We start from the raw sequence: 18,485 nt of genomic DNA, 5'->3' as shown, positions 1-18,485 counted from the left end.
CGGGGAGACGCTGAACGTCACGCTGGTGGAACCCGAACTGGTGGGGAAGCCGGCGTCGACGTCGCCCGCGACGCCTCCGGCCGGTGGCGCCACCCCGCATACCGGCACCGCGCCCGCCCCGACCTGTCTCCCACCGACATCGCCCCCCTGTAACGCGCCGCTTCTCATCAGGCCGTCAGTGAAGGCGGGAGCCGAGGGCGAGCGCCGGCTGCTACTGGGGGCGGCGTCCGGTGACGTCCCCGCCCCGGTCGTCGGGCAGGGCGATGCGAGCGGTGACGCGTTTACCGAACGGCTCCCGCTGAACCTCGCAACGAGCCAACGGCAGACCGTGCGAGACGGAACAGCCGCCGAGCTTGTGCGCTCACTGGCCGAACGCTCGGTCGTAGAGGCTGCGCAGCTTCGGGGTGGCCTCGGCATCGCCGTAGCACACCGGGACCTTGCCGTCCTCGGCGTAGACGAGGTAGGTCTGGCCGACAGCGAACTCCTGACCGAATGACTCCAGTTGTCCTTCGTGGGTGTTGTCGAGCCGGACGGTGGAGGCGTCTTCGCCGCGGTACCAGTGGTCCACTCGGAGAGTGATCTGATCGCCGTCGATGGAGGTCGCGGTGCCCTCGAAGGCGGTCGTGTACTGGCGCAGGGTGGTGACGTCGAGCTCGGCGCACGCTGTGGCCGGGCCGCCGCCTGTGTCCTGCTGGACGGTCAGGACCAGCGGGGCGGCCACGGCCGGAGGAGTGTCACGGGTCGCCGTGACCCCCCAGGTGATGCCGGCTCCCACCGTGAGCACAGCGGCGGCTGCTGCGGCCAGCAGCAGGGGGCGGCGGGGACGGTCCGATGCGCGGGGGGAGGTGCGGACTGTGGTGTCGGCGGTCATGGTGGCCTCCAGGAGACGGTTGATGTCGAGCTGGGGAGCATCAGAGGTCCGCGCCGGGTCGATGGCCCTCATCCGGGCCAGCAGTTCTTCGTCGTTCACCGGTTGCTCCTTCCTTCACCCATCTCATGTCCGGCCTTGTCGTCGTTCTTTCGGTCAAGCAGAGCGGCGAGTTTCTTCTTTGCCCTGTGCAGGCGGATGCTGACGGCGTTGGCGGTCAGTCCGGTCACTTCCGCTATCTCGCGCGGGGTCAGCCCCTCCCATGCCCAGAGCAGCACCACCTCACGGTCCAGGGCGCCGAGTGTGCCGAGTGCGGCCTGCAGTTCGGGGTGGTCGGCTTCCCCGGCCTTTGGCGGCGGTGCGGTACGAGTCAGCCGCTCCACCAGCCGGAGCCGGCGCCCGTCCGCCCGGCGGGCGTTGGACAGGCAGCCGCGTGCGACGCCGTAACACCAGGGCAGCACGCTGTCGGGGTCGGTCACGGGGCCCTTCCCGAGCCCGGGCACGTCCTCGAGGCGGCGCCAGAGCACGAGCATCGTCTCCGCGAGGATGTCGTCTACCGCGTCTGCGTCCGCCCGGCGCAGCAGATATCGGTGCAGCGGCTTTGCCACCGCGCGCGCCAGCGCATCGAAGCGGGCTTCTCGGGCCCGGGCACGTTCCTGCTCCAGCATGGATTCCACACCCCCACCTGTCCGGCCGGGGACCGTTCCTTTCATCGCCACGGGCACTGTACGTACCCGGCCCAAGGGAGGTCCGTCGCGCCGGCCGAGGCGATGGCCGCTTCCCGGCTGTCCCTCCCTGCGAGGTCCGGCACGGGTAGGTCGGCCACGACTCTTCGCGCGCGTCCTCCCAGAGTTCGAAGCCGCTGCGGCGGAGAGCCTCTACAACGGCGCCCAGTGGGCGCGGGCCTGGCCAGGGGCTGGGTGAGGATGACCGTCGGCCTCATCGCGGCCGCACTCTCCGGCTTCGGTGGTGACGGGCGGCCGCCAGGGGCTGCACCGCGTCCCCGCCCGGACGAAGCCTCAGAGGGCGGTATGAGACCTGATGCCCGATTCTTCGTTTCGTGTGGGACAAGCGGGCAGGTCGTGGCGACATCGGTCGACTACGGCCGAGGCTGGGTGAACCACCCTGGCTCGGTCTCGGCCGGGACCCCGCGGTCGGTCAGCCGCTTGAGCTTGAGGCGGACGTTGTTGATGTTGTTGGGCGCGACCGCCACGTCCGTTGCCTCGCACACCTGCCGTGCACGCAGCGGATGGTCGGCCGCGGTGAACACCGCCATGATCTGCTGGTAGGCCGGATGGTCCGGCATGTAGCGCACCGCATCCAGGCCCACCCCGACCTGCCGGCGGCCTTCGACGAGTAGAGACGGTTGTGAGAGTTGGCTTGCGTGACGACGCGGTAGTGGTGCAAGCCTGGACAGCGGGCGTCCGGACCAGGGCCTGCCCCCGGCCCGCTCCCGGTCCTGCTGACGGCCCACCGCAAGCGGCCCCGCCGCTCGGGAAATACCCACTGACCCTCAGAGGCGTTAAGTCCGTTTCTGGTAGCGGCCTCGTCCGGGCTGGGTGAGGAAGCCTTGGCGAGTGAGGCGTCCGAGGCGAGCGCGGGTGACGTTGACCGATGCCTCGTCGGTGGGCATGTCGAGGAGTCCGAGCCCGAGAGCTGCACGAACTCCTCGACAGCAGCGCGGGTCAGGAGCGGCAAGGTGCCCTGGTGGTGCTTCGTATGACGAGGTGTGGTGTGACGACGACTTCTCGTTCGTCGTCCGCCGCCCCACCCTCCAGCCGGGCGACGGCCCGGCTCACGGCCCGGCGCGCCAGCTGGCGGGCTTCTTGCCCGACCGTGGTGAGTTGGACGTGGGCGAGACGGGCGAGGTGGCTGTCGTCGAAGCCGACGACCGAGATCTCGTCGGGCACAGGGATGCGGGCGCGCAGGAAGGTGTCGAGGACGCCGATCGCGCAGTGGTCGTTGAAGGCGAGGACGGCGGTGGGGCGGGCAGCCTCGGCGAGGAGTGTTCGTGCGGCTGCCGCGCCGTGGTCCTCGGTCAGCCCGCCCGGCACGAGGCGGACGCGGTCGGTGAGGCCGTGGTGCTTCATGGCCGACTTGTAGCCGCGGCGCCGGTCGGCCGCGCCCGGCGCCCTGCCCCCGTCGATGTGGACGATGTCGCGGTGGCCCAGTGCCACGAGGTGGTCAACCGCCTGGCGGGCGCCCTCGTCGTCGGCCGCGCGGACGACGTCGACGCCGTCGGCGAGCGGACGCAGCCGACGGGCCACGGAGACGACGGGAAGCTGCGCCCCGAGTTCTGCCAGCCGGGCCGCCGGGGCATGGGGGCTGAGCAGGATCAGCGCCTCGCAGCGGTCGGCGAGCAGCATCTCCACCGCCTCGTGTTCGCTGCGGCTCGCGGCGACGGCGCTGAGCGCGATCTGATAGCCGGCCGCCCCCGCCGCGGCGTAGAGCGCCTCAACCATGTCGGCGTGGAAGGGCTGTCGCAGGTCGAACTGCACTCCCACCAGGTGCGAGCGGCTGCTGCGCAGGAGGCGGGCCCTGCTGTCCGGCCGGTAGCCGACCTCCTGCGCGGCCCGCAGCACCCGCTCGCGACTTGCCGCGCTGGGCCCCTTGGCACCGCGCATGACCATGGAGGCAAGCGGCACGGAGACACCTGCCCGCGCCGCGAGGTCGCTGAGCGTCGGCCGCTTTCCGTCCGGGACGGCAGAGCGCGATGGCACTGTCGGCCTTCCTGATCGAGGGTCTTCTCCGAGGTGATCGTAGACCGAGCCAAGCAGGACACGCACTGGTCAACGTTGTTAAAACGTTATAAATCAAATGTCCGCACAAACCCTTGACAGGTGGCCCGGCGCCTGGCGTACTGCTCCTGTTCTCTTAGAACGTTATAAGTCTGGAGCTGCGATGTACACGTTGGCGGTCTGTGCCGAGACGGTCTACCGCGACCTGCCGGTCGAGGAGCGGGCCCGGCGCATCGACGAGGCCGGCTTCCAGGTGGAGATCTGGGACTGGACCCGGCACGACCTGAACGCACTGGCCCAGACCCCCGCCGAGTTCTCCTCGATGACCGGCTACCTTCGCGGCACTTTGACCGACCCGGACGGCGCAGCCGAACTCCTTCGCACAGCCGAGGAATCGATCAAGGCCGCCGAGCATCTCGGCTGCCCCCGGCTCAACCTGCATGGCACCGGCCTGGACAGCGAGGGCCTGCCCGTGGTGCCGGTGACCGACGAGGCCACCGGCGACATGTGGATCACCGCCCACCGCACGCTCACCCGTCTGGCCGAACTGGGTGAGAGCGCAGGCGTCACCTTCACCTTGGAGAACCTCAACACCGCCGTCGACCACCCCGGCGTCCCGTTCGCGCGAGCCGCCGACACCTACGCCCTGGTCGCGGCAGTCGATCGGCCCGGTCTGCGGATGAATCTGGACCTGTACCACGCCCAGATCGGCGAGGGAAACCTCATCGAACTGATCCGCCGCGCGCACGGCGCCGGCCTGATCGGAGAGATCCAGGTCGCCGACGTGCCCGGCCGCTGCGAACCCGGTACCGGAGAGATCCAGGTCGCCGACGTGCCCGGCCGCTGCGAACCCGGTACCGGAGAGATCAACTATCCGGCCGTCGCCCGCGCCCTCACCGACCTCGGCTACGACGGGACGGTCGCCCTGGAGGCATGGCCCTCCGGAGACAGTCACACCGCCATGGAGCGCTTCCGCGCCGCGTTCACCCTCTGATCCCACCCCGAGTCGCACAGCAGGCCACCCAATAGCTCCCCGCCCGACCCGCAACGGGATGTGTTGCGTCCCGCCGGTGGATCACCCCTTCCCGCAAGTCAGCACAGTGAGGTGCCGAAATGAACCGCTCGCTTCCCTCCCGCTCCCGCAGATTCACCGTCTTGGTGGCCATGGCCGCCGGTACAGTCCTGGCACTCGCCGGCTGCTCCAGCAGCTCGGGCGGCAAGAAGTCACAGGAGAGCGCCGGTGGCGTCTCTGCCGGCAAGGCCACCACGCCCCGCATGACCATCGCGATGATCACCCACGCCGTCCCCGGTGACACGTTCTGGGACACCATCCGCAAGGGCGCCCAGGCCGCGGCCGCCAAGGACAACGTCAAGCTGATCTACTCCTCCGACCCGAACGGGGGCAACCAGGCCAACCTGGTGCAGAACGCGATCGACCAGAAGGTCGACGGCATCGCCGTCACCCTCGCCAAGCCCGATGCCATGAAGGAAACCGTGGCCAAGGCAGTGCGGGCCGGTATACCCGTGGTCGGCTTCAACTCCGGTGTGGACGACTGGAAGAAGCAGGACCTGCTCGAGTACTTCGGCCAGGACGAGACCGTCGCGGGCGAGGCGATCGGGAAGAAGCTGAGTTCCCTCGGCGCCAAGAAGGTCGCCTGTGTCATTCAGGAACAGGGCCAGGTCGCCCTCGAGGCACGCTGCGCGGGCGTGAAGAAGGGCTTCTCGGGCACGACGGAAAACCTGTTCGTCAACGGCGCCGACATGCCGTCCGTGAAGTCGACCATCACCGCCAAGTTCAAGCAGGACCCCTCCATCGACTACGTCGTCACCCTCGCCGCCCCGGTCGCGCTGACCGCCACGCAGGCGGTGTCCGACAGCGGCAGCAAGGCCAAGGTCGCCACCTTCGACCTCAACAAGCAACTCGTGAAGGCGATCCAGGGCGGCAGCATCGAGTTCGCCGTCGACCAGCAGCCTTATCTGCAGGGCTACCTGGCGGTCGACTCCCTCTGGCTCTACAAGAACAACGGCAACTACAGCGGCGGTGGCGTGGCGCCCGTGCTGACCGGCCCGGCCTTCGTCGACAAGTCCAATGTCGCCGCCGTCGCCACGTTCGCGGCCAAGGGAACACGGTGACGCGTACGACCCGGGTCACGGCCGGACCCGTGTGGGTTCGGCCGGCCCTCTGCTGACCGTCACCGCCATCGCCACCCTCAAGTCAAGGAACCACATGACCTACCGCACCTCCCTCGGAGTCGCCGTGATCGGCGCCGGCCGCATGGGAGCCGATCACGTACGCCGGATCAGCGAGGTGACCAGCGGCGCCCATGTGGCCGCCGTCGTCGACGTCGACATCGATCGCGCCAAGACGGTTGCCGCCGACGTCGAAGGATGCGCGGCCTATGGCGACGTCGCCGAAGCGATGGCCTCACCCGACGTTGACGCGGTGCTGCTCGCCTCCCCGGGCGTCGCCCACGAGGCGGCACTGCTCACCGCGTTCGAGTACGACCTGCCCGTCCTGTGCGAGAAGCCCCTCACCCCCGACGCCGCCTCCGCCCTGCGCGTGCTGGAGGCCGAGCGTCGGCTCGGGCACCGCCGGGTGCAGGTGGGCTTCATGCGCCGTTACGACCACGAGTACATCAAGCTCAAAGCGCTGCTGGACAGCGGCGAACTGGGCCGGCCGCTGATGCTGCACAACCGGCACCGCAACCCGTCCTGCCCGCCGGACTTCACCAGCGCCATGCTCATCAACGACTCCGTGACCCACGAGATGGACATCACCCGCTGGCTGCTCGGCCAGGAGATCACGTCCGTCACGGTGCTGCGGCCGCGGCCCTCCGGGAACGCGCCCGAAGGGCTGGCTGATCCGCAGTTCGTCGTCTTCGAAACCGACGGCGGCGCCCTGGTCGACGTCGAAATCTACGTCAACGCCCGCTACGGCTACCAGGTCCAGGCCGAGGCGGTGTGCGAGCACGGCACCGCCCGCATCGGCGACCGGCACGACATGCTCGTCAGCACCGGCGGACGCTGGGGCGGCACGGTCACCCCCGGCTTCGTCGAGCGGTTCGAGGAAGCGTACGACCGCGAGGTCCAGGCATGGGTCGACGCCACCCGGCGCGGCGAGGTCACCGGCCCCAGCGCCTGGGACGGCTACGCCGTGGCCGCGGTCTGCGAGGCGGGCATCCGCGCCCAGACCGAGGGCCGCCGCGTCGAGGTGGAACTCGCCGACCGCCCAGCCCTCTACATCTGACCCCTACCGCCGGCACACCGAACCAGCGGGGAACGACCCCTCACCGCCCGACCACACCGCAGACGGGACGCATCATGAAAATCGGTCTGAACACCGACAGCGTCGGGCAGCTCACGCTCGACGAGACCCTGGACCTGGCCGCCGAACTCGGCCTGGACCACGTGGAGTTCGCCACCGGTGCCTGGTCCACCGCCCCGCACATCGACATCGACCGGCTTCTCGACAGCGACGGCGCGCGCCGCGAACTGCTGGCCAAGCTCGCCGACCGAGGGCTCACGATCAGCGCCCTCACCTGCTCAGGCAACCCCCTGCACCCCGGGCCCAGCGGCCGCGAGCACGACCAGGTCGCGCGCAGGACGATCGCTCTCGCCCCGCTGCTCGGCGTCGACCGCGTGGTGATGATGTCCGGGCTGCCGGGCGGGCCGGGCGACGCCAATCCCAACTGGATCACGGTCTCCTGGCCGCCGGAGACCACACAGATCCTCGACTGGCAATGGACCGAGGTCGTACTCCCGTACTGGCGAGACCTCGTCGCCCACTCCCGTGACCAGGGCGTACCCAAGCTCGCTCTGGAGATGCACGCCCACCAGGCGGTCTACAACGTCCCCACCCTCCTGCGCCTGCGGGAGGAAGTCGGGCCCGTGGTCGGGGCCAACTTCGACCCCAGCCACCTGATGTGGATGGGCGCCGACCCGCTCGCCGCCATCGAGGCCCTGGGCGAGGCGATCTACCACGTACACGCCAAGGACACCCGGCTGGAACCCTCCCGCCAGGCGCTGACCAGCAGGCTGGAGACGCTGCCGGTCATGGCCGCCAAGGAACGCTCTTGGAACTACGTCACCCTCGGCTACGGCCACGACGACGCGTTCTGGCGCGCTTTCTGCCTCGCCCTGCGTCGAGCCGGCTACGACGACGTCCTGAGCATCGAGCACGAGGACGTTCTTGTGGCCCCCGTCGAGGGCGTCACCAAAACCGTCGATCTCCTAGGTCGCGTCGCCCTGCGCGAACCCAGCTCCTACAAGCCCCAGGAGATCTGAGTGGACGTTTAGTCCGATCTTCCTCGGTTCGTGATCGCTCGATCGAGGTACTGGTCGTCGGGCAGGCCATCTGCTGGGCATGTGCATGCCGAGATGCGGGCATGGAACGAGAGCCGTACCCCCAGTGACTTAGCGGACGAGTCCAGGCCATCGTGAGCGCCTTCAACCAGCACCCCGACCGGGAGTTCCGAGCCCGAGAGCTGCGCGAACTCCTTGACATGCCCACCGGCGAGGCATCGGTCAACGTCACCCGCGCTCGCCTCGGACGCCTCACTCGCCAAGGCTTCCTCACCCAGCCCGGACGAGGCCGCTACCAGAAACGGACTTAACGCCCTCGCAAAAGACCGTCGCCCCGGCGTAGCGGAAACCGTACTCACATGCCCGCCCGGCCGTGGGCGGCGCGAAGGGCGCCCCGGTAAACTGCCGTAAACCGATCGGTTTTCATTGTGTCCACGTCGAGTTAACCTCGCGGTATGACCACCGTAGTGAAGTCCAGTACCAGAGAGCGGCTGCTGGAGGCGGCGGCCACGCTCACTTACCGAGAAGGTGTCGGCATCGGCGTCGAGGCGCTGTGCAAGGCGGCGGGGGTGTCGAAGCGTTCCCTGTATCAGCTGTTCGAGAGCAAGGATGAACTGCTGGCGGCGAGCCTGGGGGAACGCGCCTCCGCCTTCGCGGCCGGCCTCCTGCCGGCGGCGGACGACGGCCGTTCACGCCGCGAGCGGATCCTGCACGTCTTCGACCAGCTGGAGGAGCAGGCGGGTGCGCCCGACTTCCAAGGCTGTCGGTACCTGGCTGCTCAGATCGAGCTCAAAGACCAGAGCCACCCTGCAAGCCAGGTGGCCCACCGCGTCAAGGAGAACCTGACGGCCTTCTTCCGTTTCGAGGCCGAACAGGGCGGGGCAAGTCATCCCGACCTGCTGGCCCGGCAGCTCAGCCTTGTCTTCGACGGCGCCAGTGCCCGCGCGGGGATCGGAGCCGACAAGCTGACCGGGCTCGTCACGCCCACGGTGACCACCTTGCTCGATGCGGCAGGCATGCGCTGACGCATCCCCTTCCGGGCGGGCGCTGTGACCGTGCGCTCCCCGGGCTGATGGCTCCCCGCCCCTGATTCCCCGCAATCGGAGGGGAGCCCGGTGGCCGTAGGGGTGTTGACGGGCGTGCCGCGCGCCAGGAAGACCGTCGTCTCGTCGACATCGGCACCCAACAGCAGGTGCGCGGTTCCCCAGAGCCTCATCCAGCCGGCCCGGACCGCTTCGCCGCATCACCTCGGCCACGGCGGCCGGCCACGACGGCGTAGCCCTGCACCTGCGGATGGCAACCTCGGTCTTGCGCTAGGAAACCGATCGGTTTACGATGATGGAAACCGGTCGGTTTCTCAATGAATCCAAGGCCTGGTCGGTGGTCACGCCCCCTTCGGGCGGGCCCTGTCCGAATCACCCGTCCACAGCAGTTCACACAGAGGGAAGCCAGCGAGATGCCCAGCCCAGAGTCACGTCCCACGATTCACATCCCGGGGACCACCAGCCACACCATCGCCCCGCGCACAGGACGTCACAACCGTGAGGGAACACTGCGTTACCTCAAGGCGGGCACCGGTGCTCCCGTGGTCCTGCTGCACACCGTGCGCACGCAGGCCGAGCACTTCCGCTCCCTCATCCCCCTGCTCTCGGACCAGTACACCGTGTACGCCCTCGACCTGCCGGGGATGGGCTACTCCGAGATCGTGCCCGGTGCGTCGTACGACGAGCCGGCCATGCGCGCGGGCGTCAAGCGGCTCCTCACCGAACTCGACCTCCACGACGTGACCCTGGTCGGGGAGTCCATGGGAGCGGTGCTCGCCCTGACCACCGCGGCCGATCTGCCCGAGCGGGTACGGCGCGTCGTCGCGGTGAACACGTACGACTTCCCCGGCGGGATCGCCCGGTCCAGTCTTCTCGCCCGTGTGGTGGTCGGCGGTGTTCTCACTCCGGGGGTAGGCCCGGTGGTCGCCGGGGTGGAGCCCAAGGCCGCCGTCCGCAGGATCCTGCAGGGCGGGCTGGTCGACAAGACCGCGCTGCGGGCGGACTACCTCGACGAACTCCTCCAGGTGGGCCGCCGCCCCGGCTACTCGACCGTCGCCAGGGCCGTGTACCAGAGCTTGCCCAGTCTCATCGCCGCCCGCTCGCGCTACTCCGAGGTCAAGGCACCCGTCCACCTCGTCTACGGGGAGAACGACTGGTCCCGGCCCTCGGACCGGCAGGCCGACAAGGAGCTGCTGCCGGCTGCCGATTTCACGCAGGTGCCGGGAGCGGGCCACTTCATCGCCTTGGAACGGCCCGACCTGCTGGCCGACCTGCTGAACGCGGTGGCGTGACCGCCCCGAGAGCGCCGTGGACACCCTCGTTCGGGGGTAGTGCGTGAGAGGGCCAGGTTCGACCATGTCACGTGAGAGTGTCGTGGCGAGAAGGAGCCGTACATGGCGGAGATCCAGATCGAGTTCGATGTTCCGGCTCAGATGCGTGACGGCACGGTGCTGCGCGCCGATGTCTACCGGCCCGGCGGTACGGGGCCGTGGCCGGTGCTGCTGAGCCGGCTGCCGTACGGCAAGCAGACGCCCATGGTCGGTGTCGTGCTCGATCCGCTGGCGGCGGCCCGGCGGGGCTTCATGGTGGTCGTCCAGGACACGCGTGGCCGGTTCGCTTCGGAGGGGGAGTGGGAGCCGTGGACACATGAGGAGAGCGACGGTTACGACACCGTGCGGTGGGCCGCTGCTCTGCCCGGCGCGAGCGGCTCGGTCGGCATGATCGGCGCCAGCTATTTCGGCAACACGCAGTGGATGGCGGCGTTGTCGAAGCCGCCGGAGCTGAAGGCGATCGCGCCGATGGTCACGTGGTCCGATCCGGACGACGGGCTGTGGACGCGCGGCGGTGCGATCGAGCTCGGGATCACCGCGCCCTGGACCCTCATGATGGGTGCCGACGCGCTGATGCGCCGGCACAGCACCGACCCCGCCGCGCTCGTGGGCAGTCTCGGCAGGCTCGTGCAGGATCTCGACGGCCTGGCAGACGGCGGCTACGGGGAACTGCCCGCTGGGCGGTTCCCCGCGTTCGCCCGGCACGACTTGCCCGAGCTGGGCTACGAGCGGTCCCGGCGGGAGCCCGGCTGGGCGACGTCCTGCCGGGTCGCAGGCCGGCACGACGAGGTGGACCTGCCCACCTTCCAGGTCGGCGGCTGGTACGACATCTTCGCCCAGGGCACGCTCGACAACTTCGCCGCCATGCGCAGCGCCGGCCGGTCCGCCACGCTGATCATGGGCCCGTGGAGCCACGCCAACCAGCAGCACGTGGTCGGCGACGTCAACTTCGGGTTCGCCGCGAACTCCGCCTTCATGGGCATGCGCGGACGCCTGCACGACCTGCAACTCGACTGGTACCAGCGCACGATCGGCGACGGCGAGGCTCTGGAGCCGGACACCGGCAAGGTGCTGCTGTTCGTCATGGGCATCAACCAGTGGCGCGAGGAGACGGAATGGCCCCTGTCGCGGGCCGTGGACACCCACTTTCACCTGCGTGCGGACGGACGCCTGACGCTTGAGCCGCCGTCCACCGCCGAGCAGCCCGACGAGTTCACCTACGATCCCATGAACCCGGTGCCCACCACCGGCGGAGCGCTCCTGCTGTCTGACGAGTTCCGTCCCGGGCCGCTCGACCAGACGGCCGTGGAGGCGCGCGAGGACGTCCTGGTCTTCACCACCGAACCGCTCACCGAAGACGTCGAGGTGACCGGCCGGGTGCGGGCTGTGCTTTTCACCGCCACGGACGGGCCCTCGACCGACTGGGTGGCACGCCTGTGCGACGTCGACGAGACGGGTGTCTCCCGCAATGTGGCCGACGGCATCGTGCGGGTGCGCGCGTCGGCGCCGGGCGAGGCGGCCGAGCACGTCGTGGACCTGTGGTCGACCAGCATCGCCTTCCGGGCGGGGCACCGGATACGGCTCCAGGTCACCTCCAGCAACTTCCCCCGTTGGGACCGCAACCTCAACACCGGCGAGCCCGAGGAGAGCGCGACCACGGCCCGAGTGGCCCGGCAGCAGGTCTTCCACGACCCCGCCCGGACCTCCCGCATCATCCTGCCCGTGGTGCCTCCGGCCTGACCGCAAGCGACGGGACGGGAAGGCCGACCGATCGGTTGCTCCGGTGGGCAAGGGCGCCGAAGGACTCTTCGAGAAGGTCTCGTGGTGTCCGGTCAGTTGGAGAACGCGGCGGTCAGCGGAGCCACCTGGTCCAGGAAGCGGTGTACGGCCTCGGCGTCGGCCGGGGGCGCGTAGAGCACCGCCCGGTTCACGCCGATGTCCCGCAACTCCGCCAGGTGCGCGGGCTCCGGCTCGGCCCCGACGACGGTCACCGGCACGTCGTCGGCGCGTCCGGCCGCCCGTCCCGCGGCACGCAACTTCGCGACGCGCTCGGCCAGTTCGGCCACGGGCATGCCGGCGTGCGGCATCCACTCGTCGCCGAAGTCGAGCACCCGGCTCGCCACGAGGGGCTCGGAACCGCCCACCAGCATCGGCGGGCCGGACGGCCGGTGGGGCTTGGGCCAGGACCACAGGGGTCCGAAGCGCACGTGCTCCCCGTGGAACTCGGCGACGTCGTCCTCCCAGATCCGGCGCATCGCCTTCACCCGCTCGGCCATGACACTCCAGCGGCGCCCCGGATCGGTGCCGTGGTGGGCGATCTCCTCGCTGATCCATCCGGCGCCCACTCCGAACAGCACACGTCCGCCCGACAAGGCGTCCAGGCTGGCCACCGCTTTGGCGGTGACGATCGGGTCGCGCTGGGGCACCAGACAGATGCCGGTGCCCACCCGCCGGGACCGGGTGGCGGCCGTGGCATAGGTGAGAGCGACGAACAGATCGTGGGTGTGGGAGCCCGGGCGGGGAGGGTGTGGTCGACCTCGGCCGGGCCTGGCCCGTCGTGCGGGTGGTGTGCGGCAAGTTCCACTACGCCGGCAACACCGACGGGCATCCGGTGCTGTCGGCGCTGCCGGAGGTCGTCCATGTGCCCGGCATGAGCGCCGACCCCCAGTTGCAGGATGTCATGCGGATCCTCGCCACCGAGACGGCGGGCGGGCAGCCCGGCTCCCGGGCAGTGGCCACCCGCCTGACCGAGGTGCTCTTCGTGCTCGCGATCCGCGCCTGGATCGAACGGGCCGACACCGCCACCGAGACGGGACCGTCCTGGCTGACCGCCCTGCGCGACCCGCGCATCGGGACCGCCCTGTCACGGATGCACGAAGAGCCGCACCGCGACTGGACGGTGGAGAGCCTGGCCCGCACCGTCACGATGTCCCGCCCGGCCTTCGCCCGCCAGTTCAAGGAGGTGGTGGGCCGCACCCCGCTGGCCTACCTCTCTCGCGTGCGGATCGACCTGGCCGCCCGCCTGCTGCGCGACACCGACAATCCGGTCGGCGACATCGCGCAAACCGTCGGATACCGCTCCGAGTTCGCCTTCTCGCGGGCGTTCTCCCGGGAACAGGGCATCGCGCCCGGCCGCTACCGTCGTACGGCATCAGTCCCTTCCTGATCAGCCGCTTGCTGATGCTTCGCCTCCGTCGGCAGGGTGCGGCGGTACGGCGCGGTTGTTGAGGTCCACCGAGAGGAAGATGTCGTTCGCGACGGGGTTGCGGATCTCCTCGGCGAGCTGGCCGATGAGGCCGGCCGTGCGGGCGAGGAGGGCGAAGGCGCGCAGCAGTTCCAGCGGGAGGCCGAGGTCGGCGAGCGCGGCTCCGCAGACGCCGGCGCCGTTCAACGGCAGTGTTCTGCCCAGAACTTGAGGGTGGATTCGGCCGATGGCCGCGAAGAGCGACAGGTGCGGACCGACCAGCTCTTCCTCGGCGGCGATGTGGAACAGCCTCGGTGTGCGGGGGTCGCCCTCTTTGTGAACGTGGTGCCCGAGACCGGGGATCACCCTGCCCTCCGCTCGCGCCGAGCGCACGGAGGCGAGGGCCAGTTCGTCCCAGCCTGCCTCGTCGGTCGGGGGGCCACCCCGAGCTGTCGACAGGGCGTCGTGGAGGAACCTGCCGCAGTCCTCGGTCACGCCGAGGAAGCGTGAGCCGCCGCCCAGGAGCCCGGCGGCGAGGGCGCCCTGGACCGAGTCGGGCGCCGACAGGTACGTCAGCCTGGTCGTGATCGCGGTCGGGGTGAAGCCGTGGTCGGCCAGAGCGGCGAGCACGGCCTCGAACACCCGTGTCTCCCCGGAGGTGGGGCGGCGCTGCGTGGCCAGCCAGAACGCCAGCTCGCCGAATCCCACCTCGCCCATCACATCGGCCGCGAGGTCCTGGCCGAGCAGGGTGATCTTGTCCAGGGAGGACGCGCCGAGCGCGGTCGGGTACTCAGGCATCGTCGTCCTCCAGCAAGTCCTGCAGCCACTTGCGCAGTTCGGCCCCGTGCTCGTCCAACTCGGGCGGGGGCAGGCGGTAGGCGGCGGGCGTCTCGGAGAAGCGGATCGGGTGCCGTGTCGTGGGTACGGCCCGGTCACCCTCCCCGACCTCGACGACCGGGTCGAGTCCGAAGCGTTCGGCCATCGCGAATCCGCCGTCGATGGTGTTGATCGGTCCGCAGGGGACCCCGGCGTCGACGAGCAGCTCGAACCACTCCAGGGCGGTCCTCGTCTTGAGCCGTTCGAGCAGGAGGGGCCGGAGTTCCTCCCGTCGCTCGGTACGGTCGGCGTTGTGCCGGAAGCGGGGATCGTCGGCGGTCTCGGGGATCCCGAGTACTTCGCACAGCTTGCGGAACTGCCCGTCGTTGGCCGCGGTGACGATCAGGTCCTGGTCGGCCGTCGGCAGCGGTTCGTAGGGGAAGACGCTGGGGTGCGCGTTGCCCATCCGATAGGGCACGGTGTCGCCGGCGACGTAGGAGGAACTGTGGTTGACCAGCCCGGTCAGCGCCGACGACAGCAGGTTCACCTCGACGAGCTGGCCCCGGCCGGTGGCGTCGCGGTGGCGCAGCGCGGCGAGGATACCGATGGTGGCGTGGTTGCCCGCCATCACGTCGAAGACCGAGATCCCCGCCCGGTACGGCGGCCCGTCCGGATCACCGGTCAGGCTCATCAGCCCGGAGATCGCCTGCACCATCAGGTCGTAGCCGGGTACGTTCCGGCCGGGTCCGGCTCCGAAACCGCTGATCGACGCGTACACCACGCCCGGGTTCCCGGCGCTCACCGAGGCGTGGTCGAGGCCGTACCGTGCCAGTCCGCCCGGCTTGAAGTTCTCGATCACCACGTCCGCGCGCCGTGCGAGCTCCCTCGCCAGCCGCGCGTCCGCCTCGTCGCGGAAGTCGAGCGCGAGCGACCGCTTCCCGCGGTTGATCCCCAGGTAGTAGGTCGACACACCGTCGCGCACCGGCGGCGTCCACGTGCGGGTGTCGTCCCCTTGAGGACCCTCGACCTTCACCACGTCGGCCCCGAGATCGGCGAGCAGCATCGTCGCGTAAGGGCCGGCGAGGATGCGGGAGAAGTCCGCCACGAGCAGCCCGTCGAGCGGTCCGCGTGAGCCGCCTGAACCGCTGCTCATGGGCTACGCCCCCTCGTTCCGCACGGCGACGCCTTCGCCGCGGTACTCGCTGTAGGTGTAGGGGTTGGAGATCACCTCGGTTGTCGGGATCTGCGGCTCCACCGCCTCCCGCCACGCGTCCTCGCCCATGGTGGTCCGCGCGTAGTCCACGGTCGCGGCGACGGCGGCGCGGGCCCGCTCCAGGTCGACGCCGACCAGTTCGTGCGCGTACTTCACCACGGTTCCGTTGACCAGCACGGTGTGCACGTCGGCGCGGGTGGCCTGGTAGACCACGTGCCCGTAGGGGTGCAGGATCGGGTACATCGCCGGGGACCGGTCGTTCTTGAGCAGGACGAGGTCGGCCTTCTTGCCCGGCGTCAACGAGCCGATGGTGTCGCTGAGGCCGAGCACTCCGGCGCCGCCGATCGTGGCCCACTCCACGACGTCCCGGGCCCGCAGGCTGTGGTGCACCACCGTCTCCCCGGCCGCGTGGGCCGCCATGTGCTCGCGCGTGCGGTCGGCCGACAGGGTGGCGCGCATCGCCGAGAACAGATCGGCGCTGAACCACACGCTGGTGTCCATCGACAGTGACACGGGGATGCCGTGGCGCCGCAGCCGCCAGGTGGGAGGGTAGCCCTGGCCGGCGTTGTGCTCGCTCTCCGCCGACACCGAGACCGTGCCGCCCGAGGCGGCGATCCGGTGGTACGAGTCCTCGCTGAGCGTCGCCGAGTGCACATAGGTGACGTCGGGCGTCATGAACCCGTGGTCCCACATCAGACGTATGCCGTTGTCGTTCGTCGCGCCCCAGACGCCCGCGTGGGTGGTGACCGGCAGCCCGAGCTCGCGGGCCGCCTCGAACGCCGCCTTCTCGGGGAAGGCGTCGTCACCGGTGACGTCGAAGGCGAGCTGCAGGCCCAGCATGTCGTCCCGCCCGGAGAAGTGGCGGTCGACGAAGGACCGGAATTCCTTCGAGCGGGCCCACTCCCAGGGGGCGCCGAGCAGGTTGCCGTAGGCCAGTACGAAGCGGCCCGGCACCGCGCGCAGCGATTCGACGGCCGCGTCCCCGTGCTCGGGCGTCTGCAACCCGTGCGACCAGTCCACCGTGGTGGTCACACCCGCGTCGATGGCCTCGATGCCGGACAGCAGGTTGCCGGCGTGGATGTCCTCGGGACGGAAGATCTTGCCCCAGTTGAGGTAGTAGAAGACGAAATACTGCGACAGGGTCCAGTCGGCGCCGAGTCCGCGCAGCGCCGTCTGCCACATGTGCCGGTGGGTGTCGACCATGCCGGGCATGAGGATGCCGCCGGCGCAGTCCACCACCACCGCGTCGTCCGGTGCCGGGAGGTCCCTTCCGACCTGCTCGATCAGCTCGCCGCGGACCAGCACGTCGCCGCGGTCGAGCAGGCCGATCGCGGGGTCCATGGACAGGACGGTCGCGTCGCGGAACAGGACGGGGCGTTGGGGGGTGAAGTCTTCTCGGCGTGGTTGTTCGATCGTCATGTGGTCACCTCGTTGTGGAGTCTGTGGTCCGGGCCCGCAGAACACGGGAGCGGACGGTCAGTGGTACGGCCGCGGTGGCCAGGCCAAGGGCCGGTGCCGCGCATCCCCATGCGTAGCCGTCGAGTTCCGTCAGCCCGAGGGCGTGGTCGAGTGACCAGGCGCCGGGGCCGGTGAAGGCGAGCACCGCGGCCACCGCGCCGTAGGAGAAGGGCACTTCGCAGCCGCCCTTCTGGGCCCAGAAGCCGTTCGGCGCGGTCGCCGCCGCCGCGACCGCCATGGTGCCGACGATCACCGCGCAGCCGCCGGGAGTCAGCAGCCCGGCCGCGACCGAGACCGCTCCGGCGAGTTCGGCCGCCCCGGCGACGAGCACCATCCGCCGGCCGGGCACGAAGCCCCACTGGTCGAAGACGGCGGCGGTCCCGGCCCGCCCGGCACCGCCGAACCAGCCGAACAGTTTCTGGGTGCCGTGGCCGAACAGCAGCGCGGCGAGCAGCAGCCGCAGCAGGAGCAGCCCGAGATTCACGGCTGCGGCTCGTCCGTCGTCCGGGGCTGGAGCACGAAATCGAACTCGGCGCGCAGGTACGGCTCGTCGATGGTGGCGCCGTCAGGGGAGGAGCCTGCCGGTTCCTCGGTGAAGCGCACGATCAGCTCGTCCTTGGTGCCGAACACGACATCGGTGTCGAGGAATTCGGAACCCTCCCGGAACAGATGGGTGATGAGCTTCTCGTGGCCGGGGTGGTCGATCAGGAAGTGGATGTGCGCGGGACGGAAGTGGCTGATGTCGGTCCTGCCGATCAGGTCACCGACCGGACCGTCCATCGGAATCGCGTAGCCGCGTGGCGCGATGGTGCGCACGCAGTACGTGCCGTCCGCCCGCGTCCGGTACAGCGCGCGCAGCCGGGCCTCGTCGATCTCCGGCAGCTGCGCCTCGTAGGCGCCGTCGGCGTCGGCCTGCCACACGTCCAGGAGGACATCGGGCAGAGGCGTGCCGTCGAGGTCGAGGACCCGGCCGGTGATGAACAGCGAGGTGCCCGGGATGCCGTCCGACATGTCGGCTCCGAAACCGGCCGTCGGAGAGCCGTCGATGTGGAAGGGACCGAGCACCGTCGCCGGAGTGGCGTCCGCCGAGAAGTGGTGGTTCAGCTGGACGACGAGCGTGCTGAGCCCCAGGACGTCGGAGGCGAGGATGAACTCCTGACGCTTGTCGTCACTGATCCGGCCGGTCGCCGTGAGCCATTCGACGGCAGTCGCCCACTCCTCCTCCGTCAGCCCGACCTCGCGGGCGTACGCGTGGAGGTGCCGCACCAACGCTGTCATCAGCTCGGCGAGCCGGGGCGAGTGCGCCGTGGCCCACCGCTTCACCGCCAGGTCGCTGAGGTTGTCCTCCGTCACGAAGGCCATGGAATCCTCCTCGATTCGTTCCGGCCTCGACCGCTGTACGGACATGAGTCCGTACAGCGGACACACTGGCGCATGGTTGACTCGTAAATCAAGCCCTTGGGTGGCTGCGTCGGAGCCAGGCTTGGGTTGGGTCGATCGGACTGCTGTCCGCACCCGGGAAATGCGTGGCC

The 18,485-nt window shown here is 69.9% G+C and carries 17 protein-coding genes and 1 pseudogene; 8 read left to right on the top strand and 10 right to left on the bottom strand.

The genetic code is table 11. The annotated features are described in order from the left end of the window. Positions 1-361 precede the first annotated feature (361 nt). From ACWBNA_RS26310 to ACWBNA_RS26295, 4 genes are all read right to left on the bottom strand, one after another. Complete coding sequence (locus ACWBNA_RS26310; protein WP_482706986.1) at positions 362-970, bottom strand: hypothetical protein; 609 nt, start codon at positions 968-970, stop codon at positions 362-364. Then, positions 967-1,536, bottom strand: a complete 570-nt coding sequence (locus ACWBNA_RS26305; RefSeq protein ID WP_482706985.1) for an RNA polymerase sigma factor — start codon at positions 1,534-1,536, stop codon at positions 967-969. The genes ACWBNA_RS26310 and ACWBNA_RS26305 overlap by 4 nt, the downstream gene beginning before the upstream one ends. Positions 1,537-1,967: 431 nt before the next feature. Next, a complete protein-coding gene (locus tag ACWBNA_RS26300; protein ID WP_482706984.1) occupies positions 1,968-2,174 on the bottom strand; it encodes a hypothetical protein in 207 nt (68 codons plus the stop codon). A 379-nt stretch (positions 2,175-2,553) separates the two neighbouring features. Continuing rightward, on the bottom strand, positions 2,554-3,588 hold the full coding sequence (locus ACWBNA_RS26295) for a LacI family DNA-binding transcriptional regulator (RefSeq protein WP_482706983.1): 1,035 nt from the start codon (positions 3,586-3,588) through the stop codon (positions 2,554-2,556). A gap of 181 nt (positions 3,589-3,769) precedes the next feature. Here ACWBNA_RS26295 and ACWBNA_RS26290 point away from each other — a divergent pair, with 181 nt between their 5' ends. The 7 genes from ACWBNA_RS26290 to ACWBNA_RS26260 all read left to right on the top strand — a co-directional run bounded on the left by ACWBNA_RS26290 (position 3,770) and on the right by ACWBNA_RS26260 (position 12,022). After that, the gene (locus ACWBNA_RS26290) at positions 3,770-4,600 is read left to right on the top strand and encodes a TIM barrel protein (protein ID WP_482706982.1); all 831 of its coding nucleotides are present in this window, start codon (positions 3,770-3,772) and stop codon (positions 4,598-4,600) included. Between the two features lie 119 nt (positions 4,601-4,719). After that, entirely contained in the window at positions 4,720-5,739 is a 1,020-nt protein-coding gene (locus ACWBNA_RS26285) for a sugar ABC transporter substrate-binding protein (protein WP_482706981.1), read from the top strand. 94 nt (positions 5,740-5,833) lie between these two features. Beyond that, positions 5,834-6,853: a Gfo/Idh/MocA family protein gene (locus ACWBNA_RS26280; RefSeq protein ID WP_482706980.1), complete on the top strand. Its 1,020-nt coding sequence runs from the start codon at positions 5,834-5,836 to the stop codon at positions 6,851-6,853. Between the two features lie 74 nt (positions 6,854-6,927). Next, on the top strand, positions 6,928-7,890 hold the full coding sequence (locus ACWBNA_RS26275; RefSeq protein ID WP_482706979.1) for a sugar phosphate isomerase/epimerase family protein: 963 nt from the start codon (positions 6,928-6,930) through the stop codon (positions 7,888-7,890). 473 nt (positions 7,891-8,363) lie between these two features. Further along, entirely contained in the window at positions 8,364-8,933 is a 570-nt protein-coding gene (locus ACWBNA_RS26270; protein ID WP_482706978.1) for a TetR/AcrR family transcriptional regulator, read from the top strand. A 431-nt stretch (positions 8,934-9,364) separates the two neighbouring features. Then, positions 9,365-10,243, top strand: a complete 879-nt coding sequence (locus ACWBNA_RS26265) for an alpha/beta fold hydrolase (RefSeq protein ID WP_482706977.1) — start codon at positions 9,365-9,367, stop codon at positions 10,241-10,243. A 102-nt stretch (positions 10,244-10,345) separates the two neighbouring features. Next, on the top strand, positions 10,346-12,022 hold the full coding sequence (locus ACWBNA_RS26260; protein WP_482706976.1) for a CocE/NonD family hydrolase: 1,677 nt from the start codon (positions 10,346-10,348) through the stop codon (positions 12,020-12,022). Between the two features lie 92 nt (positions 12,023-12,114). On the opposite strand, the pseudogene ACWBNA_RS26255 reads toward ACWBNA_RS26260, so the two are convergent. Continuing rightward, a pseudogene (locus tag ACWBNA_RS26255) lies at positions 12,115-12,780 on the bottom strand (TIGR03619 family F420-dependent LLM class oxidoreductase); the annotation flags it as partial. A 29-nt stretch (positions 12,781-12,809) separates the two neighbouring features. Between ACWBNA_RS26255 and ACWBNA_RS26250 the strand changes: the two are divergent. Beyond that, positions 12,810-13,448, top strand: coding sequence for an AraC family transcriptional regulator (locus tag ACWBNA_RS26250; protein ID WP_482706975.1), 639 nt, complete (start codon positions 12,810-12,812; stop codon positions 13,446-13,448). On the opposite strand, the gene ACWBNA_RS26245 is transcribed toward ACWBNA_RS26250, so the two are convergent. The 5 genes from ACWBNA_RS26245 to ACWBNA_RS26225 are packed head-to-tail and all read right to left on the bottom strand — an operon-like array spanning position 13,449 to position 18,315. Beyond that, on the bottom strand, positions 13,449-14,264 hold the full coding sequence (locus tag ACWBNA_RS26245; RefSeq protein WP_482706974.1) for a citryl-CoA lyase: 816 nt from the start codon (positions 14,262-14,264) through the stop codon (positions 13,449-13,451). Then, positions 14,257-15,435: a CaiB/BaiF CoA transferase family protein gene (locus tag ACWBNA_RS26240; RefSeq protein WP_482706973.1), complete on the bottom strand. Its 1,179-nt coding sequence runs from the start codon at positions 15,433-15,435 to the stop codon at positions 14,257-14,259. Before ACWBNA_RS26240 ends, ACWBNA_RS26245 begins: the two co-directional genes overlap by 8 nt. A gap of 3 nt (positions 15,436-15,438) precedes the next feature. Continuing rightward, positions 15,439-16,914 (bottom strand): amidohydrolase family protein, encoded by a 1,476-nt coding sequence (locus tag ACWBNA_RS26235; RefSeq protein WP_482706972.1) that lies wholly within the window; start codon positions 16,912-16,914, stop codon positions 15,439-15,441. A 4-nt stretch (positions 16,915-16,918) separates the two neighbouring features. Then, complete coding sequence (locus ACWBNA_RS26230; RefSeq protein ID WP_482706971.1) at positions 16,919-17,437, bottom strand: DoxX family protein; 519 nt, start codon at positions 17,435-17,437, stop codon at positions 16,919-16,921. Beyond that, positions 17,434-18,315 carry a dioxygenase family protein gene (locus tag ACWBNA_RS26225; protein WP_482706970.1) on the bottom strand — a complete coding sequence of 294 codons (882 nt, stop codon included), beginning with the start codon at positions 18,313-18,315 and terminating at the stop codon, positions 17,434-17,436. Before ACWBNA_RS26225 ends, ACWBNA_RS26230 begins: the two co-directional genes overlap by 4 nt. Positions 18,316-18,485 lie beyond the last annotated feature (170 nt).

The sequence above is a fragment of the Streptomyces sp. Q2 genome (genome assembly GCF_056820935.1).
This window is presented reverse-complemented; position numbering and strand designations above follow the sequence as displayed.